The organism is Cellvibrio sp. (genome assembly GCF_046347455.1).
GTDB lineage: Bacteria > Pseudomonadota > Gammaproteobacteria > Pseudomonadales > Cellvibrionaceae > Cellvibrio.
Map to the genome: position 1 here is coordinate 1 of NZ_JAXMGC010000004.1, position 21,067 is coordinate 21,067.

Genomic DNA, 21,067 nt, shown 5'->3' on the forward strand with positions numbered 1-21,067 from the left:
ATTGTCAGCCAATGAAGGCAGGCTCACAACACCAAGTGTACTGAGTGCCAAAACGGCGAGTTGTTTTTTTGCAAACATAAATTGCTCCTGTTGATTTTTACTTTGGTTGATTGCGGACTTAAAGAGAATCGTCCGAGGGTTTTAACATTCGAACGAGCGTTTTATCGCGTTTGATAAAGTGGTGAAATAATGCAGCAGTCGCATGGAGGGCTACTAACGCAATTAGTCCCCAGGCAACGTATTTGTGAATTTTACCTGCGCGATCGATATTATCGGCGGATAGCTCGAGCGTGGTCGGGATATTAAAAATGCCAAAAAAATTTGCGCCGCTGCCTTCTGCGGTTGTGATCAAATAGCCGGTAATACAAATCGTGAATACTGCAATATAAATAACAAGCTTCACGAGATTTGCTGCGAGTTGGTTGCTTTTGGGAATTGTCGCTATAGCCTCTGGCGATCCACTGCGGAGTCGCCAAAGCAAACGCAATACCATCAAGAAAAAAATAAGTAAGCCTAATTCGATATGAATTTCAGGTCCACGATGATACCAAGGTGAGTAGTAATCTAACCCGCGCATGTAAACGCCGAGACCAAAGACAAATAGTATTAAGGGAGCGCAAGCCCAGTGAAAAATGATGCTAATTAAACCGTAGCCAGTTTTTGAGTCTTTTAACATTTTTATCCTCCCTATGTAGCCTGTTTGGATGCGCACATTTGCCGGTAGTTCCTAGACTACCGCTGTTTTCACAAAGTTGTGTGACATTAACAGCAATTTAGGCGAAATACAGCAGAGGAAATAAATACTCAAAGACCTTAGTTTTAGGGGGATATAGGTTATCGGCCAAAAGTCGAAGATCTATCTTATTGAATTTAAAATGCTTATTAAGAGTTTATGGGTTTTGCATCAACCGAATGTTTAACAAAAGATCAAATTTTTCGTGTTATTTGATCGAAATCTTGGCGGCATTTTATCCCCTAATAGGTCGTTTTCTACTTTGTTCATCGATGGCTACGTAAACAAACTCACCTTCTGTAACCTTAATGCGTTGGTGTGTTTTAAAATCCTTTATCCACACTTCTATTCCAACTTTTATAGATGTATGACCAATTCCACGCAGGAGCGAATAGCAACTTACCAGAGAGCCAACCGGAACGGGATGCAGGAATTTCATACCGCTCACAGCCACCGTTGTAACGCGCCCTTGCGCAATTTCGAGGGCTAATACAGCACCCGCTATATCCATCTGTGAGAGCAACCAGCCGCCAAAAATATCGCCTTGGGGGTTTGTGTCTGCGGGCATGGAAAGGGTTTGCAGTGTGAGTGTGCCTTGAGGTTGTTCAAGTAAAGTCATGGGGCTATTAACCTGTGTTGGAATTTTTTAATTTCAGCACAGGAACGCCGAACACGCCAGTTTGTTTGGGTCGAGGAATTGGAACGATAAAGCTCAATCGAGAACACGATTGAGCTTTATGCGAATGGACTTATGTCAGGCTTCGTTACTGGGTTTGCCAATGGTCGCTAAAATACCACCATCAACATACACAATTTGGCCGGTTACAAAATCGCTTGCTTTGGATGCAAGAAAAATTGTCGTGCCTTGCAAGTCGCTTGGGTCACCCCATTTTCCTGCTGGGGTGCGGTTGATAATAAAGTCGTTGAAAGGGTGACCGTCAACCCTAATGGGTTCTGTTTGGCTTGTTGCAAAATAGCCTGGGCCAATGCCGTTAACTTGCACGTTATATTTGGCCCACTCAGTCGCCATATTTTTAGTGAGCATTTTTAATCCGCCTTTGGCGGCGGCGTAGGCGCCCACTGAATTTCGGCCGAGCTCACTCATCATTGAGCAAATATTGATAATTTTTCCGCGGCGACGCTCAACCATTTTGCGCGCAACCGGGCGAGTCATAGTAAACACGCCGGTTAAATCAATTTTTATCACTTCCTCAAAATCTTCTAAGGACATTTCCAGTAATGGTGTGCGTTTAATAATGCCGGCGTTGTTAATTAAAATATCTATTGCGCCGTGGTCATTTTCAATTTGGCTAACTGCGGCTGTAACTTGCTCCTCGTCGGTTACATTAAATTTATAGCCGAACGCCTTGAAGCCCATTTCGCGATAGATGTTTACGGCTGCATCAATTTTTTCTTGCGATGAATTGCCGTTAATAATTAAGGTCGCACCGGCGCTAGCGAGACCGGAAGCCATAGCCATACCCAAACCATGAGTTGCACCCGTTACTACTGCAATTTTTCCGGTTAAATCAAACAGCGGATGATTCATTAGCGCACCTCACTCGGCTTGTGAAAATCCATATCCGTGTAATCGTGGTTTTCTCCAGCCATTCCCCAAATAAAAGTGTAACTCGCTGTGCCCACACCGGAGTGCATTGACCACGGAGGTGAAACAACAGCTTGTTCATTCGCAACCCAAATATGGCGCGTTTCTTCTGCAGGGCCCATAAAATGGCAAACAGCGTGATCCTGAGGAATATTGAAATAAAAATAGGCTTCCATGCGGCGGCTATGGGTGTGCATTGGCATGGTGTTCCAAATGCTGCCCGGTTTTAATTCCGTCATGCCCATTTGTAACTGACAGGTATCGAGCACTGTGCTAATCATTAGCTGGTAAATATCGCGCTCGTTGCAAGTGTCACTTGCACCCATGTGCAACACTTTGCTGTTTTCTTTATTCAGTTTTTTGGTGGGATAAGTGCAATGTGCAGGTGTTGAATTCAAATAAAATTTCGCTGGGCTATTTGAATCATCACTGGTGAATATAACGTCTTTTGCGCCGCGGCCAATATAAAGCGCTTCTTTGGTATCAATGGAGTAGGCGGTGCCATCAACAGTAACCGTACCTTTGCCGCCGATATTGATTGCGCCGAGTTCACGTCTGTGCAGAAAATAATCTGATTTTAGTTGGTCGATGGATTCAAGCTTCACGGCTTTAGCAACGGGCATGGCTCCGCCCACCATCAAACGCTCATAGTGCGTGTAAGTAAATTGAATATCGTCAGCGACAAATATATTTTCAATCAAAAAGTGTTTGCGTAATTTTTCGGTATCGTAGTGTTTGTAATCGTCAACATGAACGGCAAAACGTTCTTCGATTTTTTTCATTGCTTAAACCTTATCTAAAAATAGGTGAAGTTGAATTTTGATGCCCTAATTTTTTAACAATCTATGCATTTCTAATCCAGCCAGAATAAAAGGCGTATTACCTTTCGCATCGTTAGAGGTAATAGGCTCAGTCATGTAATAGTCGTAACTGCCATCACGCCCCACACCTAAGCCCGCAACTAGGCATTGGTTATTCATGGAGATTTTTCCATCAGCTTCAACGCTTGCAAACTCATTGATCAAGCCCATGTAGGTTTTAATCGCAGCTTCTTTATATGAGCTGGGTAAATACCCTTGGTTCACTGCTTTGGTCAGGAAGTAACTGAACATAGCGGTTGCGGTAGATTCACGGTAGTTGCCGATATCGCCTGGGCGATCTGTAATTTGCCACCAAGTGGATGTGGCCGGATCTTGGTAGCGCAAAATATCGGCTGCTAATTCATTCACTATATCAAGTAAGGTTTTGCGCAATTGTGTTTCGCTGGGTGGTAAAAAATCCAACACATCGACTAAGGCCATGGCGTACCAGCCCATGCCGCGCGACCAATATTGAGATGCGCGACCGGTTGTTTTATCGGCCCAATCAGCTTTTTTAGATTCATCCCACGCGTGGTAATAAAGTCCGGTTTTAGGGTTGCGCAGGTGATCACGTGCGATTACGAATTCATGTACAGCTTCTTTAAAGCTTTCATGTTGTTGTTTACCCGTTTCATAAGTAGCAGCATATTGCGCAAGAAACGGCATGCCCATATAGACACCGTCTAACCACAATTGATTGGGATAAATAATGCGATGCCAAAACGCGCCTTCAGATGTGCGTGGATGACGTTTTAAATTTGCGCGTAACAAATCAACCGCTTTACGATATTTAGCTTCTTTGGTTTTTTGTTCCAACAAAATAATCATTTCGCCGGGTTTGGTCCTATCAATACTAAACAAGTCAGCGTTGAAACCGATGATAGTTCCGTCATTCTTTATGTAGCTACCGGAAACTTTCTCCAAAGCGTCGCTATAGCGGGTGTCTGGAGAAATTTGGTTTAGTTTTTGGAGCGCACCAATTTGCATGCCCACCACATCGTATTCGAATACAGTAGGGCGTTTGCGATATTCATCCCAGCCGTTAGCGTGATAGCTCAGTGTTTTGCGCGCAAGTTCAGAATCAGCCAAACCTTTACTCCAAGCTAAAGCTGTTTCGGCGGTAATGGGTTTCGCTTTTGCGGCGGCGCTCAATGTAGATTCAACTTTGATACGTGTTTCTTTTGTAAGACGTTCTACTTCGCTATCCAAATAGGCTTTGAATTCAGCTTCTGTTTTAATCGCGTTAATTTCTTGATCCCAAACAGCTACAAAGTAGTAATCCAAATCGCCGCCATTGGTATTCATTACGGAGACATAAGAGCCTGAATCTTCTGTTTGCTTTTCGCGATCGCCTTTGCGGAATATGACAGCCATACCCAAGTAACTATCTGGGCTGCTTAAACTTTGTTTGCCCCAGCTCGCAGCGTAGGTCCACGCGCTACCGCTAATGTTGTCACTGCCAAGAAGTAGTTTTGTGTTGGGGTGTTTAACAACACCGATTGCTATGTTGGGTAGATTTTTATTCACGCGCGCGCGCGGATCTATCTCGTCTGACGGTGGCTCATGCTCGGTTACTTTTAAGCGTGTGTGTACCAAGCGGCTACCAGCGTTCATGGACAATTGCGATGAGAGATCAAAGATATGATTGTTTACTTCCCACTGGTTATATTTGATGTTGAATGCGGAATAGAGCGCACCGTTTTCAACAATAGTAGCGTTCCAGGTTTTAACGTTGGAGACGAGTTCTACTGACTTTCCATTCCAGAAACCGTAACCGCCCGTTCCTAAGGTCTTGCCTACTTTTAAAATGTCTTGGCCCCATGGTGCATCATGGTGGTATTCCTCGTAATCTTTTTGCCCCACATTTTGCAGAACCATTTCCGGTGTTTTTTTACCAAAAATATCGAATCCATTTCGCCAATCTAAATAAACCCGGTAAGCGGTTTTATCTGATTCAATGCCAGGGCCTTCATAGCGGATATAATAGGAATGATCGGTATATTGTGGTGGCGGTGTAAACGATTGAACGTTTTTGAAATGCGTGAAGTTTTCGTAAACCTTTCCGTTCCACTGGCCGCCATCTTTAATAGAGATCTCGGCTTGCGTCTGCTTTTTCAATACAGGTACTTTAATGCTGGAATCACTCACAACATTAAATTTTAACGTTTGAGCTGGTGCAAAATCCGGTACGACTAAAAAAGTATCCGGTTTGCTATCCATATTCGTATCGATAAGTTGGCTCGGCAGAATTTTTCCATCTTGAAGTGCAACCAGATATTTTGCTCGTGCATCATCAAGGGTTAAACCTAATTCGGTAAATGAAAAATAAAGTGGCTCTTGTTTACGTGGCACTTTGGTTGGGTTCGTTGCTTCGATAGTCGCAACAGGTGATGCTTTGGGGGCTTGCGGAGTAACTTGCGTAGGCTTCTCAGTTGCGCACGCAGTGAGACCGCTGAGTATGGCACCGACCAATACAAATCCAACATACTGCTTTGATGATGTAAGCTGATTCAAAATTCCACCTATTGTGTTTATGGCCTTTTTTTGCCTAAAGCAAACTGCAAATTGTTGTAGATAAATCTTCATCTCTAACAAGCAAAGAGGGATGCCGGTATACCGACATCCCTTTTTTAATAGGCTTGTGTAACGCCTATTGATAACGCGTTAACTTGTGCGAATTAAAATTTGTAATTTACGCCCAAGTTAAATTGTCTACCCGTCTCGTGAACGTAAGACAAACGTGGCTCGCTTGATTCAACCCATTGATCATCAATTTCATTGGTCAGGTTAAGCATGTCCAGAGTGACTTTGAAGTGATCGTTTAAATCATAAGACACTTGAGCGTCTACGTTGGTGGTACCGCGAGTACCATTTTGGTAGTTGCCGTTAGAGTCATTTACTGCAAGTGTTAAATAACCATCACGTTTTGCAACAGACACGCGCGCCTTGAAAGCATCTTTTTCAAAATAAATGGTTGCGCTGGACGAATTTGGAGACAAGCTCAACAGAGGGGCTTTGTTAAGAGCACCTGATGAGGTGATGTAATCCATCTCCGCACTTACGTGGGTGTAAGAACCAATGAAACCAAAGTGTTGCCACACACCTGGCAAGAAGGTGAATGGTTGCTGATAATTAATTTCGTAACCATTAATGACACCGCCTGGTGCGTTAACAGGTCTTGAAACCGCCCATTTTAAATTTTCATTACAGTTGGAATTTGCTGCCAAACTGTATGAAGTTCCGCAGGCTTGTACCGCAAGATCAGACGTTAAACCGAGCTCAGCGAAGGTGAGATTATCAGGCACTGTTTGCACAAAGGTATCCACATCTTTTCTAAACAATGCGAGACCTAAAGCAGATTCAGGAGCAAAGTACCATTCAACACCCAAATCGTAACTCTTCGCTTTTGATGGATCTAAGTATGGGTTGTTGATGGAGATTGCGCGGTTGGTACCCGTGTAAGTGACGTTGGTATCATTGGTCAAGCTACCCATATTCGAGCGCGCAATACCTTCAGAATAGGCAGCACGAACGAGCAGGTTTTCTGTCGGCTCCAGGACTAAATTAATTGAAGGCAAAGTATCTGAGTAGCTGCGACTCACATATTCTTGTCCCCACACTTTGTTGCGCTGCACCCAACCACTTGATGTTTGATCTGTTGTGAAATGGCGCAAACCAAAATCACCGCGGAAGGGCATGCCCGCCAATTCCGTTTTGAATTCAACTTGCACATATTCGCTGTTGGTTTTTTCGGTTACATCGAAAGTGCCGCTACGCGCAGTGCTACTTTCAGTTGTGGTCATTGGCTTTTTCCATAACCCGAAGCTATCCATTACCTCTTGGCGATTTGGTAACAACCAAGGTACATCCTGCCCTAGACCTGAATCGTAACTCACAATAAATGTGGGGCTGGCAAGCAAATCAACACCACAAGATGGACTTGGTGTATTCGCGGTTGTGGTATTGCCAGTGAGTGCACAGTTTGCAGTTGTGCCTAAACCTTCACCGCCGAGATAGGCTTGCTGCCATGTATCAAAGGTAAATTCTTTACGTGCTGCACCTGCTTTCAATGTGAAGGTGTCATTGATGTCGAAGCCGAGATTAAAATTCGCTGCGTCATAATCATTTTTTGTCGCTTGCGGGCGTTGGCGAACGCTATTGATTGACCAATTCCCGGGAACAAATGCGCCATCACCGAAGGTAATACGACCATCACCGTTGCGGTAATCCCACGTCAGGTTTTGGTTGTTAGCTTGCATGATGATGGTGTTTTGAATTGGGTTTTGGAAATCAGAGCGCGATTTACCTACCATTGCGTCAACACGGAATCTATCACTAAATTCATGCTTGGCTGACAATGTATACATGGAGTAATCCGTTGTCATTTGGTCTTCGCGGCTTTCAGCCAAAAGACGTGCACCGGTCATGCTGGCGTAGGCCAGAGTTTTGCCAACGATTTCATAATCGGTAATGTTTACGTTCGCGTTTTGCGTGCCGTTCATAGAGGCTTCAAGAAATTTTTCTTTACGTGTTGCTTCATAATTTGATTTCAATGCATCCAAGCTAATTTCAGTTGCATCAGTGGGGCGCCATTGCAAAGACGCGCTCATGCCTTCGCGCGACAAATTGGTTTCGTAAGAATCGTAACGCGGAATACGTGGATGGAACGCAGTTGTAATTGCGTCGGTCGCGAGAATGGTTGTGCCTTTCAACTTACCAAATTTTTCGTTTGCTGCGTTACTCCAGCGAACTGTGCTGGTGCCTTGGTCGAGAATGCTGCGCTCGCCGTAAGAGTAAGAAAACAATGCACCGAGTTTTCCATCTGCAAAAGTATTGCTAATTAGAAAACCGCCTGATGGATCTTGCTCTTTAGAAAGATCGTTGTAGCCCAATTGGCCGTTAGCAGTAAATACAAAGCCTTCTTTATCGAATGGACGTGGCGCGCGCATATCGACGGTTGCGCCCAACGAGCCTTCATCAACATCAGCAGAACCCGTTTTGTGAACAACCAGCGAGCTGAACAAATCAGAAGAGAACACGTTAAAGTCGAAGCTACGGCCACGGTTGTTACCGCCTGTGGCATCTGTACCACCAGTAGTCGTTGATGTTTCCATGCCGTTAATACGAATGCGGGTGTACTGGGCGCTTAAACCACGCACAGAAATATTTCGGCCTTCACCACCCGAACGGGTAATAGCGACACCAGGAATACGTTGCAAAGATTCTGCAAGGTTGTTGTCAGGAAATTCTGCGATGTCCGAAGCCATAATCGCATCGACTGCACCTGTCGATTGGCGTTTGGTATCCAATGCTTTCGCTTGGCTGGCACGGAAACCCGTTACCTGAATTTCTTCAATTGTTTCGTCCTGCGCAAGCGAAACTTGTGTGTACAGGGCGCTCGGCAAGGCTACTGTCATGGCGAGCAATAGTGGATTGATTTTAAATTGTTTACTCATTTTGCTATTCCCATCTTTATTGTTGAATGATCACTTTGAGGTTGTGATATTTATTGTTTACTACGGTTGCAGGTAACAATTCTGTCTTGGTGATTCCTCGCAAAAAAGCTACTCATCACTGTTATTCGTTAAATTGAAAATGGCTTTCCGGAAATGCTGACATTGCTGGATAAAAATCCGTCCATATTTTCAAGGCGGCCTATATCAACAGCTTTATCAAAATGTGAGTTAACTAAATGCAAATTGCGAATAGGTGAGCGTAAATAACCTTTTACATTGAAAATTTGTTGTGCGTTTTTACAATGCAAGTCGCGCACCTCTATATTTTTTACAGTAGGTGGAAATTGACCTGTATCGCCCTCTTCGTAATCAAAATCAATGACGATAGCGGTTTGTACGTCGCCTATATCAATATTGCGGAAGAAAATATTTTCGATGGTTCCGCCGCGCACAGAATTGGTTTTAAAACGCAGGCCGCGTTCAAGTTCATGGCTGCTCATCTCACAATTTTCCGCAAAAATATTGCGTGCGCCGCCCGAAATTTCACTGCCAATTACTATGCCGCCGTGACCATTACGCATCTTGCAATTGCGAATAACGATATTTTCTGAGGGGATATTCAGGCGGCGTCCATCCGCATTGCGGCCTGACTTAATAGCGATGCAATCGTCACCTGTGTCAAAAAAGCAATTTTCTATGATGAGATTTTTGGAAGACTCAGGATCACAGCCATCGGAATTTGGCCCCAAGCTTGAGCAGGTTACACCTCGAATAATCACGTTCTCACAAAGCACTGGGTTAATCAGCCAGAAGGGCGCGCGAGTAATGGTGACATCTTGAATCAAGCAATTTTTACACTCATAAAATTGCACGAATGGCGGACGTAATTGCGAGCCCTCACCATAAATTCTTTCGCTGACAGGACGTTTAGCTTCAACATCTTGTTCTAACTTTTTGCGCGCAGCATCCTGCGTTGCAATGCCTTCTTTGCTCCAATTTTTGGCGCTTTTCCAGCTGCCACCTTTCCACGGCCACCAAGTGAATTCATCTGCCTGACCATCAAGTTTTCCTTTTCCTGTGAGGGCGATATTTTGCTGTTGGTAGGCATAGACCAAAGGCGAATAGCTCATTAGTTCCATTCCTTCCCAGCGGGTAAACACAACCGGTAAGTAATCCTTTGCATTGGTGCTGAATAACAGCGTGCAACCTTCTTCGAGGTGCAGGTTCACATTGGAGAGCAAGTGAATTGGGCCGGTAACGAAATCACCCTTTGGCACAATCACCCGACCGCCGCCACTTTGGTGGCATGCCGCAATCGCATTTGCAAAGGCTTGCGTGTTGTTGCTTCCATCAGCCTTTGCGCCAAAGTCGACTGCGTGAAAATCACGCTTTGGAAATGTGGGCGCTTTGATGTTGCGGATAATTTTGCGCGCGAGCGCCCAAGCCGTTTTGGATTGATCGTTTACCCGCTCAAGTTTGCTGTCTTGCTCCGAATACAGGGCGCAACCTGCTAGACCTACAGCAGATGCAAGAAAGCTTCTACGACTTAATTGGCTCAAGCGGTTATTCAACTGCGTACTCTCTTCAATCGTTATGTTTTTTTTGGGCGCCAGAGATTAGTGGTGCGGTTCGACAAATCTGTTTTCAGTAATGGAAACGGTTATTTATTAGTCGTTGTATTTTTATTGTGAAGAGCGGTTTGAATAAAAGCAATAACCTGCAATGTAAAATTTTCTATAAAAATCCATTTTATTAGTTTTTTTAACCTAAATTAATTTATGAAAACGATTACATTTTGCTTTAAATATTTATGTAAACGTTTTCATGTATTTTGCGAAATAATTTTTTTTGATTTTTTAAAAATATTTTTTGCGGATGGGATTTCGATCTTTTGATTAAACGGAAGTTTATTTAATAACTTTAAGAAGTGAATATAGGATGGATGTTGCAAAATCGTACCTTCATGGTCATGAAAACGTTTCAAGACCCTATGGTTCGCTTGCTTGGGTGTGTTGCAGTTAAAATGCGGGCGGTGCTAGTCTAAAAACGGTATTGACCGAATACCATTGCCGATTTGGGCGCCGCAAGGCGCCTGTTTTTTCTTCTGGAGCCTGAAAAGCGGCATAAATTTCATTGTGTAGTAATTGATTCAGGTGGTTTTGTGAGCAACATTCTGCGTTTGCATGATTTAGACAATGTGGGCATTTGCAAGGTTGCCTTGCCTGCTGGAACTCAACTAATCACCTCTGAGCTGCGCCTGGTAGATGATATCCCCGCACTACACAAGGTTGCCCTGCAGGATATAGCTGCAGGCGAAGCCATCCTCAAATACGGCCAGACCATGGGGTTTGCCAGCCAATTTATTCCTGCCGGCGCTCATGTTCACGTCCACAATTGCGTGATGGGCGACGCCGATAAAGATTACGGATTTTGTAGCAAAGCAGTTGCCACAGATTATGTTCCGAACGCTGAGCGCGCCACTTTTCGCGGCTACAAGCGTGTCAATGGCAAGGTGGGTACGCGCAATTATGTAGGTATTCTGACGACGGTTAACTGTTCTGCAACGGTAGCGCGAGCTATAGCTCAGCACTTCACTTTTTCTGGTGAACTAAAGAACTTCCCCAATATTGATGGCGTGGTGGCGCTTACCCACGAGACGGGTTGTGGCATGCGTTCGGATGGCGAAGGTTATGAAACCCTACGTCGCACCTTTGATGGTTATGCTCGTCATCCCAATTTTGGCGGTGTGATGATGGTGGGCTTAGGTTGTGAAACCATGCAAGTCAGCCGTGTACTGCAAGAGAGCGGTTTGGCGGGTAGTGAAACCTTCGGTTTTTTTACGATTCAGGACGAGGGCGGTACCCGCGCTGCCGTCGAAAAAGGCATAGAAACACTTCGTAAGATGTTGCCTCTCGTCAACAAATTCCAGCGCGAGGAAGTTCCGGCAAGCGAGCTGATGATTGGGTTGCAATGCGGTGGTTCCGACGCTTTGTCAGGTGTAACCGCTAACCCTGCGTTAGGCATCGCGGGTGACATTCTTATTCGTCACGGCGGCACCGTCATTCTGTCGGAAACCCCTGAAATATATGGGGCCGAGCATTTGCTCACTCAGCGCGCCGCTACTCCGAAAATTGCAGAGCAGTTGTTAGATCGCATCAAGTGGTGGGAAGAGTACACCGCGCGCAACGACTTTGAATTAAATAACAATCCGTCGCCCGGTAACAAAGCGGGTGGTTTGACCACCATTATGGAGAAATCCTTGGGGGCGCAGGCAAAGAGCGGTTCCACAAATCTCAACGGGGTTTACCTTTACGCCGAGCACATTGATCAAAAAGGTTTGGTGTTTATGGATAGTCCCGGCTATGACCCTGTGTCAGCTACGGGGCAAGTGGCGTCTGGAGCCCAAATCATTTGCTTTACCACGGGCCGCGGTTCGGCTTTTGGTTGTAAGCCCGCTCCTTGTGTAAAGCTGTCCAGTAATACGCCGCTCTACGAACGCATGAAAGAAGATATAGATATCAACTGCGGCGGTGTATTGGATGGCGAAATAAGCCTGTACGAATGCGGCGAGAAAATCTTTCAGGAAATTTTAAAAATCGCTTCTGGTGAGCAAACCAAGAGTGAGCTCTTAGGTTATGGCGATAACGAATTTACACCGTGGAAAATCGGCGCGACCGTCTAGCAGTTGTTGCGATGGGGGATGGTAAGGATGGTTGAGAGTAGAAAACTCTGAAATCAATGCCTCAAACTTGTATACTAGTTGTCATTCGCTCTATTTCAGATTTTTAAATGTTACCAAGATCGCCAGCCGCTCATTAGCCGCTGGCGATTTTTTACGGCCATTAAGCGCCAAGTTCTTTATCAAAAACTGATCTTTCAATCACCGCACCTCGGTGGCGAATGATTATGCCTGCACAGCGAATACCTTGGCGTGCGGCATCATCAGCGGATGCACCTTGAAGTCGTGCGGCCAAATAGCCAGCGTTAAAAGTATCACCTGCGCCGGTAGTGTCTATGACATTGGCAACAGGCGGCACAGGAACCTGTGTCTGTGAATTTGCAGTGATGATTACCGCATCTTCTGCTCCGCGCTTTAACACCAGCTCACGCAAGTTGCAATTTGCGTAGCGTGATTTGCATCCTTCAATGGTGTCGTCGCCCCACAGAAGTTGCTCATCATCCAATGTTAGAAGTGCAATATCTGTGTGCTGCATAATTTGCAGAAGTGCCTGTTGAGCTTCGTCTTTATCGCGCCATAAGCGTGGACGATAGTTACTGTCGAACGCTATTGTCACGCCGGCAGCGCGTAATTTTTTCAGTGCGCCAAATAAATTCTGGCGCGATTGTTCGCCAATAATCGCAAGTGTGATTCCGCTTAAATATACGCAGTTAAATTCTTTCAATTGTTGAAGAAGTGCTTCGCAATTTTCTTGCGTGGAAAACAATTCACGCGCTGGTGCTTCTTTACGCCAGTAAGAAAATTCGCGTTCGCCGTCCGGCGTATTGCTAATAATATAAAGCCCGGGAGAGCGGCCAGGCATGCATTGAATCATATCTGTACCAATGTTTTCATTGTGCATGCGCTGCAGGATTTTTTGCGAATAGGTGTCTTCACCTAAGTTAGTCACGTAGTGCGTATGCAAACCAAGGCGAGCCATATAAACCGAGGTGTTGTAAGTATCTCCCGCGAATGACAGGGCCATAATGTCGCGGCCTTGTGCTTCTGGGGTATTCATTGGGAAGGGGGAGAGTTCTACCATAACTTCGCCAATCGCTGCGATAGTTGGGCTTTTCGATACAGACGCGCTATTTAATTCGGATGCCATTTTAATTTCCGGTTGAAAGATCAGGTTGATAATTTTTGTATGTGAAAGTGATCAAAATATATCACTTCAAAAATTGAATTCACACAAGTATTTTTTTTAAAAAACTTAATTAAAACTTTAATTTATCGCGGAAGATCTTATGAATAGATTGAGTCAGGCATGTGTAAGTGAATTACCGTCAGATGTGAGCTTACCAAAATATGATCGCAAACAATTAAAGGCTGGTATTGTGCATTTGGGTATAGGTGCATTTCATCGTGCCCACCAGGCGTTTTACACAGAAGCAGTGTTAAATAAATTTGGCGGTGATTGGGGAATCGTTGGTTGCAGTTTGCGTTCGCCTAGTGTGCGTGATCAATTGGCTCCGCAAGATGGTTTGTATACTTTGGTAGAGCGCTCTGGCGACGGTGAGAAGTTACAATTAATTGGTGCAGTTATTAAGAATGTAGTTGGGCCTGAAAACCCGGCAGAATTAGTGAGCCTGATGGCGCAACCCAACATAAAAATTGTTTCTTTAACCATTACCGAAAAAGGTTATTGCCACGATCCAGCGACAGGTAATTTAAATTCCGCACATCCCGACATTGAGCACGACATTCAAAATCTATCTCATCCTAAATCCGCGATAGGCTTCTTGGTGGCTGCTTTAGCAGAACGTTTTAAATCAGGCACAAAAAGTTTTACGGTGCTCAGTTGCGACAACTTGCCGAATAATGGCGAAGTATTGGAAAAAATGATTGTTCAATTCGCTGAAAAAATTTCAGCCGAATTAGCGGCTTGGATAAAAGCTAATACCTGCTTTCCGTCAACCATGGTTGATCGCATTGTGCCAGCGACAACAGATGATGATCGCCGCGATGTTGAAAAGCGCCTGGGTTTGCGTGACGAAGGTGTTGTGATTGCAGAACCGTTTTCGCAATGGGTCATTGAAGATAAATTTTCCGATGGTCGCCCGCAATGGGATCAGGTCGGCGCACTACTTGTGGAAGATGTTCGCGTCTTTGAAAAAATAAAATTACGTTTGCTCAATGGCGCGCATTCGATTATGGCATACACCGGTTACTTATCTGGCTTTGACTATATCAGCGAAGTTATGAATGAACCTGCTTTTGTGAATATGGTTAAAACCTATATGGCGCGTGAAGCCGGTGAAACCATTGTTGCGCCAGCGGGTTTTGATATTGAAGCCTATAAGCAGCAGTTGCGCGACCGTTTTTCCAATAAAGCCCTAAAACACCGCACATGGCAAATTGCGATGGATGGCTCACAAAAACTGCCGCAGCGTTTATTGGAAAGTTTGCGAGTCCAGCTTAAATCAAACGGCAATATCGATATCATTTGCTTAGGTGTTGCCGCTTGGATTCGTTATGTGTCCGGCGTTGATGAAAAAGGAAATGCTATTGAAGTATCTGACCCTTTTGCAGCTGAATTGCGTGCATTGTCAGACGCGAACAAAGATGATGCAGCGGCAAATGTGCGCGCTATAGTGGGTATTTCAAAAATCTTTGGTGATGACCTGATTAACGAAGAACGATTTGTGCTGACCACCATTGATTGGTTAACAAGATTTAGAGCTAAAGGTGTGTTAGACAGTATTAGAGAAAGCTTTTTATAAACATGCGTAGCAGGTGTATTGAAGTGCATGGAAATTTAGTTTTAGCGTTTTGTATGTTTTCATGTGCTTCTTAGGCTATGCAGAGAATCTTTGAGAATCGCGCTTTTATTACAAAAGCGCGATTCTCACCGATGGCTCTAGGGTCTTAGCACTCAAGATCTATCTTAGTATTCACTAAAAAATAATACGAATTGGGGTTTGAAAAACTAGGTTATTGTTTGAAGTGGCTTAGGCAAATATCCACTTCATTGGCAGATCCAAGAATCACAGGAATTCGCTGGTGTAATTTATCGGGAATAATTTCCAGTATATCTTGCTGCTCACTCCGTGCATCTCCGTGCGCATTGATCGTTAAAAAAGCCATTGGATTTGCCTCATAAATTAAACGCAATTTTGCGGGTTGTTTTGCATCGCGTGAATCGGAGGGATACAAAAAAATTCCGCCGCGCAACAAGACCCGATGCACGTCACCGACCATAGAAGCATTCCAGCGCATATTGAAACGTTTTCCTCTGCTTCCAATCTCTCCATCTAAAAGGCTCTGAATATAGTTGCGTATAGGCGGAGACCAAAATCTTTGATTACTCATGTTGATGGAAAATTCCTGTGTTTCATCAGGAATATGTAAATCAGGCTGCGTGAGTAAAAAGGTTTTTGATTCGGGATCTAGGGTAAATAAATCCGTTCCTTTGCCAATACTGAGCGCCAATTGGGTTGATGCTCCATAGATCGCGTATGCGGCAGCCAGTTGATTTCTCCCCGGTTGCAGAAACTGGTATTCGCTCTCAATATTTTCAGATGCCAATCTAGGTAAAACGCTGAAGATGCTACCGATTTGGCCATTCACATCGATATTGGAGGAGCCGTCTAAGGGATCAAAAGCGACCAGAAACTGTCCGCCTTGATGAAAGCTCAAACTAGTATCCTCTTCTTCAGATGCAATGGCTGCAATCTCTGGGCATAAGTGCAAATCAGCTTTCAATAAATCATTGGCAATAATATCCAGCTTCTTTTGTGTTTCGCCCTGAATGTTTTCATTTTCGCTAGAGCCGAGCACGCCAGCGAGTGCTCCGCGTTCTACTAATGCTGAAATTTTTATACATGCCTTAGCTAGCGAATGTATAACCTCGCGCAAACCATCAGATGTTGTGTGGTGTAGTAAATATTCCTCTAAAGTTTGCATAAGTTTACCTGTACTGATTAATACAATTTAAATCCGCAAAGGATTGATGCAAGCGTTTTACCATGGCCTCTTCGCTTTTTCTCAGCCACACACGAGGGTCGTAAAATTTTTTGTTGGGTTTATCATCACCATTTGGATTTCCGATTTGGCTTTGCAAATAATCGTGATGATTTTTGTAATAATCCATCACGCCTTGCCAGCTGGCCCATTGAGTGTCTGTATCAATATTCATTTTTACAACACCATATTGAATTGCTTCAACAATTTCTTCTCGAGCTGAACCTGATCCCCCATGAAAAACAAAGTCTAAACTATTATGGGGTAGTCCAAATTTTTCACTCACGTGAGCTTGTGAGTTTTTAAGTATGGCGGGTGTCAGCTTTACGTTGCCGGGTTTGTAAACACCGTGAACGTTACCGAAGGACGCGGCTATTGTAAATTTATCGCTTATTGCGCTCAGTACCTCATAAGCGTAAGCAACGTCTTCAGGTTGTGTGTAAAGTGCTGCGCTATCTATACCTGTGTTATCCACGCCATCCTCTTCACCGCCAGTGCAACCTAATTCAATTTCAAGCGTAACGCCCATCTTGCTCATGCGTTTTAAATAGTTTGCGCTGGTTTCAATGTTTTCTAACAAAGGTTCTTCAGAAAGATCAATCATGTGTGAACTAAACAATGGCTTTCCGGTTTGCGAAAAATGCTTTTCGCTCGCGCTAAGCATTGCATCTACCCATGGCAATAAATTTTTGGCAGCATGATCTGTATGTAAAATCACTGGCACACCATAAGCCTCGGCAACGGAATGAATATATTGCGCAGAAGCTATGGCTCCTAGAATTGAACTTTGATGGGTTGCGAGCTTAATTCCCTTGCCCATAAAAAACGCCGAGCCGTTATAGGACAGTTGGACGATGACGGGTGAATTAATGGTGTGTGCAGCTTCTAGCGTCGCATTGATAGAATTGGAGCCCGCAACGTTAACCGCTGGGTAGGCAAAGCCATGTTGTTTGGCAAATTGAAATAGCGTTTGCACTTGGTCGCCGGTAACGACGCCAGGTGCAACGAGCTTGGCTAAAGATGTCATGATGAGTACTACCTACAGTTGATATGGAAATTTTTATTTCTCTCACTGTATTGATGCTCATGCCATTGCCTGTTCAGACACTTGCTCGCATATCGCAAGAAAGTGTCCTGGGTCTAGACTGGCACCGCCAACAAGCAGGCCGTCTATATCTTGTTGTTTTAATAATTCTGTTGCGTTGTTTTTGTTAACACTACCGCCGTAGACAATCCGCACGCGATTTGCGATCTCGGCGTTGTACAAGCGTGTTAATTCTGTGCGAATAAATTGGTGGATTTCTTGAACCATCTCCGGCGTTGCTGCCAATCCGGTTCCGATTGCCCAAACAGGTTCGTACGCGATGCAAATATCTTTTCCATTCAGATCAACAGTATTTAATCCCTCGCTCAATTGCGTGAGCAAAATGGATTTTGTTGTATTTGCAGCGCGTTCTTCTTGTGTTTCACCGACGCATAAAACGGGTAACAAACCGTGGTTCAATGCAGTCTGCACTTTTACTTGGCAACCCAGATTATTTTCCGCAAACATCGCGCGACGTTCAGAGTGCCCGATAATACACAATGAGCATCCAGCTTCTTTCAGCATTTGTGCGGAAGTTTCGCCGGTGTAAGCGCCAGATTCGTAGCGACTCACATTTTGACTACCAATTTTCAATTCCGAATACTGCAAAAAAGTCAGCATGTCGCGCATGTAAAGGTAGGGCGGGCAAATCACTATATCGGTCTCAAAATGTTTGCCGATAAAGGACGCGACTGACGTGCAGATCAAATCTATTCCGCCGTTAAGCTTCCAATTTGCAATCACTATGGGTCTACGTTTTTTCATTATTGTCTCGCAGTCAAAAACTCCGCAAAAATGCGGGGTCGAGATACTTATTTGGGGGAGAGGTCGTCATTCAATGTCGCTGAGAAAGCGATTGATTACTTAAGTGTAGCCTTGCAGAGGGGTTCCACAATAAGTCCTATCCCGAGGCACGCGTGCCTCAATTTTTTGGTTGGATCGAATTTATTGCCGATGAGTAGGGTAGGTTTTTATTTTTTGTAGAGACTACACAGAAGCCTTTGTTCTGGCAACCGCAAAGCAAGATGAAATCGCAAAAATAGCAATTATTTGAGTATGCTTTTCCAAAAAATGTTATGGAAACGAAAACAATATTTTTATATTTTTAATGTAAACGTTTTCCGATTTTTTAATAGTCTTTGCCAGTATACAGACCAAATCTATTTCTTCTCACCCAATTGCCGACGCAAAGCAGTAATCACCGGAATCACCTCAGGGCGTATATCACGCCACAAGTAAAAGGCTTCGGCGGCTTGGCCTACCAACATTCCCAATCCATCGGCGAGTTTTGCTGCGCCATTTTGCTCGGCCCACGTTAAAAATACGGTTGGTTCCGCGCCGTACATCATGTCGTAACAGCTCGCGCCGGGTTTTAAGAGCTGCGCAGGCAAGGGTGGCAAGTCACCATTTAAACTTGCCGAAGTTCCATTGATAACCAAATCGAACTGCTCGCCCGCTAACTGCGAAAACTCGCAAGCTTTCATATCTGCCAAGTCATGAAACTCCGCAACCAGCTCTTGGGCTTTGGATAGCGTTCGGTTCGCGATAACCACCTGCGCAGGACGCTCTTCTAGCAAAGGCTGCAAGATACCGCGCACTGCGCCGCCGGCACCCAGAATCAAAACACGCTTATCTTGGATATCCCAGCCGAGGTTGTGCATGTCGTGAACCATGCCTATACCATCAGTGTTATCTCCCAGAATCTTGCCGTCTGCCCGCAAGGCCAGGGTGTTAACGGCTCCGGCACGGCGCGCACGAGGGGTCAACTCTTGCGCAAAGCTGTAGGCGTCAATTTTAAAGGGAACCGTAATGTTGAGGCCTTTTCCACCTTGGGCGAAAAAGGTTTGCGCGGCAGTCGCAAAGCCATCCTCCGCGACAAGTTGCTTGGCGTAATGCAAATCCTGACCGGTCTGTTCGGCGAACTGCTTGTGTATCGCAGGGGATTTGCTGTGATTGATAGGGTTGCCGAATACGGCGTATTGATCTGTCATTCCGATGGATTCCAAAAACAGTACGGCCGCGCTGCGAAGCTGCGACCTGTCGCAAACATAAAGTGCGTTTTTTATAGGATATTTACTTCAGCCAGTCGCGCTCAGGTAAAAATTTTTCGTACAACTCCGCCTCGGCGCTGCCGGGAGCTGGATTATAGTCGTACTCCCAGCGCACGAGTGGAGGAAGCGACATAAGGATCGACTCAGTACGTCCCCCCGTCTGCAAACCAAAGAGCGTGCCGCGGTCAAACACCAGGTTAAATTCTACATAGCGACCACGGCGGTACAATTGGAACTGGCGCTCGCGTTCACCGTAGGTCATGGCTTTACGAGCGGCCACAATAGGTTGGTAGGCTGCCACGTAGCTGTCACCCACCGCACGCAAAAAGGCGAAACTTTTGTCAAAACCCCATTCGTTCAAATCATCAAAGAACAAACCGCCCACGCCGCGCGCTTCTTTGCGATGCCTCAAATAAAAATACTCGTCACACCATTTTTTGTAGCGGGGATAGACCTCCTCACCAAAAGGCTCGCAGGCGTTTTTAGCGGTTTGATGCCAGTGAACAACATCAGCTTCATTGCCGTAGTAAGGCGTTAAATCATAACCACCGCCAAACCACCAGACGGGCTCAGCGCCTTCTTTTTCAGCGATAAAGAAGCGAACGTTGGCATGACTGGTGGGAACGTAAGGATTGTTGGGGTGAATAACCAACGACACCCCCATTGCCTCAAACGCACGGCCAGCCAACTCGGGGCGATGAGCTGTGGCCGATGCGGGCATTTGCGTACCGTGCACGTGCGAAAAGTTAACGCCGCCCTTTTCAATCACAGGACCGTTGGCTAACACACGAGTGCGGCCACCGCCGCCCTCCGCGCGCTCCCAGGAATCTTCCACAAAACCGGCTCCGCCATCTTCGACGGCCAGCGCGTTGCAAATACGATCCTGCAGATCCAATAAATAGGCTTTTACCGCCGCTTTGTCAGGTGCGTTGCTCATACAATTCCTTAACCCAAATATGGATTATTAGAGGGGATCAACCCGCGCGAACGATGTCGCCCGTCATCAAGTCGCGGATTTCCGATGGATTGGTACGTTTACCTACGGTGCCAGAAGTGATGGCATCCAGCTCGCCGCCGAAATAGCGCTGCACTTCAAAGGCTGTGCGCGCCGGAGGGCGGCCTTGGGTATTACAAGAGGTGGAAACGATGGGCGCACCAAAGGCACGGCTCAGGCCTGCCGCAACCGGGTGGTCGGTTACACGCAGCGCAACGCCGGTGTAGTCGCCTGTAATCCACTTGGGTGCCATGCCGTTATTAGGCACGAGCCAGGTTACCGGGCCGGGCCACGTATTTTTAATGCGCTGGCGTTGAATGTCGTTCAAATGGTAGATGAAAGGCTCGAATTGGCTGATATCTGCAGCCAACAGGATTAAACCCTTATTGACGGGGCGCTGCTTTAACTCCAGCAACTCCATAACAGCATCTTCGTTAAACGGATTACAGCCCAAGCCCCAAACGGCCTCCGTCGGGTATGCCACTACGCCGCCATGCCACATTTGTTTGGCAGCAAATTGAATGCGGGGATTAATCGCCCAATTGTTCATAAGAGCACCTTGCAAAAAAGATTGCTGCAATTTACCCAAATTAGGTCACTGA

General features: G+C 45.4%; 16 protein-coding genes. 2 read left to right on the top strand and 14 right to left on the bottom strand.

Going from position 1 to position 21,067, the window contains the following annotated elements:
- Positions 1-118 precede the first annotated feature (118 nt).
- The 7 genes from U1F02_RS08450 to U1F02_RS08480 form a co-directional block, all read right to left on the bottom strand.
- Positions 119-676, bottom strand: coding sequence for a cytochrome b (locus U1F02_RS08450; RefSeq protein ID WP_409989945.1), 558 nt, complete (start codon positions 674-676; stop codon positions 119-121).
- 292 nt (positions 677-968) lie between these two features.
- Positions 969-1,352: an acyl-CoA thioesterase gene (locus U1F02_RS08455; RefSeq protein ID WP_409989946.1), complete on the bottom strand. Its 384-nt coding sequence runs from the start codon at positions 1,350-1,352 to the stop codon at positions 969-971.
- Between the two features lie 135 nt (positions 1,353-1,487).
- Positions 1,488-2,282, bottom strand: a complete 795-nt coding sequence (locus U1F02_RS08460) for a gluconate 5-dehydrogenase (protein ID WP_409989947.1) — start codon at positions 2,280-2,282, stop codon at positions 1,488-1,490.
- Entirely contained in the window at positions 2,282-3,121 is an 840-nt protein-coding gene (gene kduI / locus U1F02_RS08465) for a 5-dehydro-4-deoxy-D-glucuronate isomerase (RefSeq protein ID WP_409989948.1), read from the bottom strand. The genes U1F02_RS08460 and kduI overlap by 1 nt, the downstream gene beginning before the upstream one ends.
- A 45-nt stretch (positions 3,122-3,166) precedes the next feature.
- The gene (locus tag U1F02_RS08470) at positions 3,167-5,713 is read right to left on the bottom strand and encodes a DUF4861 family protein (protein ID WP_409989949.1); all 2,547 of its coding nucleotides are present in this window, start codon (positions 5,711-5,713) and stop codon (positions 3,167-3,169) included.
- A gap of 164 nt (positions 5,714-5,877) precedes the next feature.
- Positions 5,878-8,655, bottom strand: a complete 2,778-nt coding sequence (locus tag U1F02_RS08475; RefSeq protein ID WP_409989950.1) for a TonB-dependent receptor — start codon at positions 8,653-8,655, stop codon at positions 5,878-5,880.
- Positions 8,656-8,783: 128 nt separating this feature from the next.
- Entirely contained in the window at positions 8,784-10,214 is a 1,431-nt protein-coding gene (locus tag U1F02_RS08480) for a glycoside hydrolase family 28 protein (protein ID WP_409989951.1), read from the bottom strand.
- Between the two features lie 602 nt (positions 10,215-10,816).
- Here U1F02_RS08480 and U1F02_RS08485 point away from each other — a divergent pair.
- Positions 10,817-12,337, top strand: coding sequence for a UxaA family hydrolase (locus U1F02_RS08485; RefSeq protein WP_409989952.1), 1,521 nt, complete (start codon positions 10,817-10,819; stop codon positions 12,335-12,337).
- Between the two features lie 160 nt (positions 12,338-12,497).
- Here the strand turns inward: U1F02_RS08485 and U1F02_RS08490 are convergent, their stop codons facing one another.
- The gene (locus tag U1F02_RS08490) at positions 12,498-13,481 is read right to left on the bottom strand and encodes a sugar kinase (protein WP_409989953.1); all 984 of its coding nucleotides are present in this window, start codon (positions 13,479-13,481) and stop codon (positions 12,498-12,500) included.
- A gap of 139 nt (positions 13,482-13,620) precedes the next feature.
- Between U1F02_RS08490 and U1F02_RS08495 the strand changes: the two genes are divergently transcribed.
- Positions 13,621-15,096 carry a mannitol dehydrogenase family protein gene (locus tag U1F02_RS08495; protein ID WP_409989954.1) on the top strand — a complete coding sequence of 492 codons (1,476 nt, stop codon included), beginning with the start codon at positions 13,621-13,623 and terminating at the stop codon, positions 15,094-15,096.
- A 211-nt stretch (positions 15,097-15,307) separates the two neighbouring features.
- On the opposite strand, the gene U1F02_RS08500 is transcribed toward U1F02_RS08495, so the two are convergent.
- The 6 genes from U1F02_RS08500 to U1F02_RS08525 form a co-directional block, all read right to left on the bottom strand.
- Positions 15,308-16,279, bottom strand: coding sequence for a class 1 fructose-bisphosphatase (locus U1F02_RS08500; protein WP_409989955.1), 972 nt, complete (start codon positions 16,277-16,279; stop codon positions 15,308-15,310).
- 4 nt (positions 16,280-16,283) lie between these two features.
- Complete coding sequence (gene fbaA / locus U1F02_RS08505; RefSeq protein ID WP_409989956.1) at positions 16,284-17,363, bottom strand: class II fructose-bisphosphate aldolase; 1,080 nt, start codon at positions 17,361-17,363, stop codon at positions 16,284-16,286.
- Between the two features lie 57 nt (positions 17,364-17,420).
- Positions 17,421-18,185: a triose-phosphate isomerase gene (gene tpiA, locus U1F02_RS08510; protein ID WP_409989957.1), complete on the bottom strand. Its 765-nt coding sequence runs from the start codon at positions 18,183-18,185 to the stop codon at positions 17,421-17,423.
- A gap of 395 nt (positions 18,186-18,580) precedes the next feature.
- On the bottom strand, positions 18,581-19,411 hold the full coding sequence (aroE, locus tag U1F02_RS08515) for a shikimate dehydrogenase (protein WP_409989958.1): 831 nt from the start codon (positions 19,409-19,411) through the stop codon (positions 18,581-18,583).
- An 82-nt stretch (positions 19,412-19,493) separates the two neighbouring features.
- On the bottom strand, positions 19,494-20,408 hold the full coding sequence (hemF, locus tag U1F02_RS08520; RefSeq protein WP_409989959.1) for an oxygen-dependent coproporphyrinogen oxidase: 915 nt from the start codon (positions 20,406-20,408) through the stop codon (positions 19,494-19,496).
- A gap of 37 nt (positions 20,409-20,445) precedes the next feature.
- Positions 20,446-21,015, bottom strand: coding sequence for an L-threonylcarbamoyladenylate synthase (locus U1F02_RS08525; RefSeq protein WP_409989960.1), 570 nt, complete (start codon positions 21,013-21,015; stop codon positions 20,446-20,448).
- Positions 21,016-21,067: the final 52 nt, after the last annotated feature.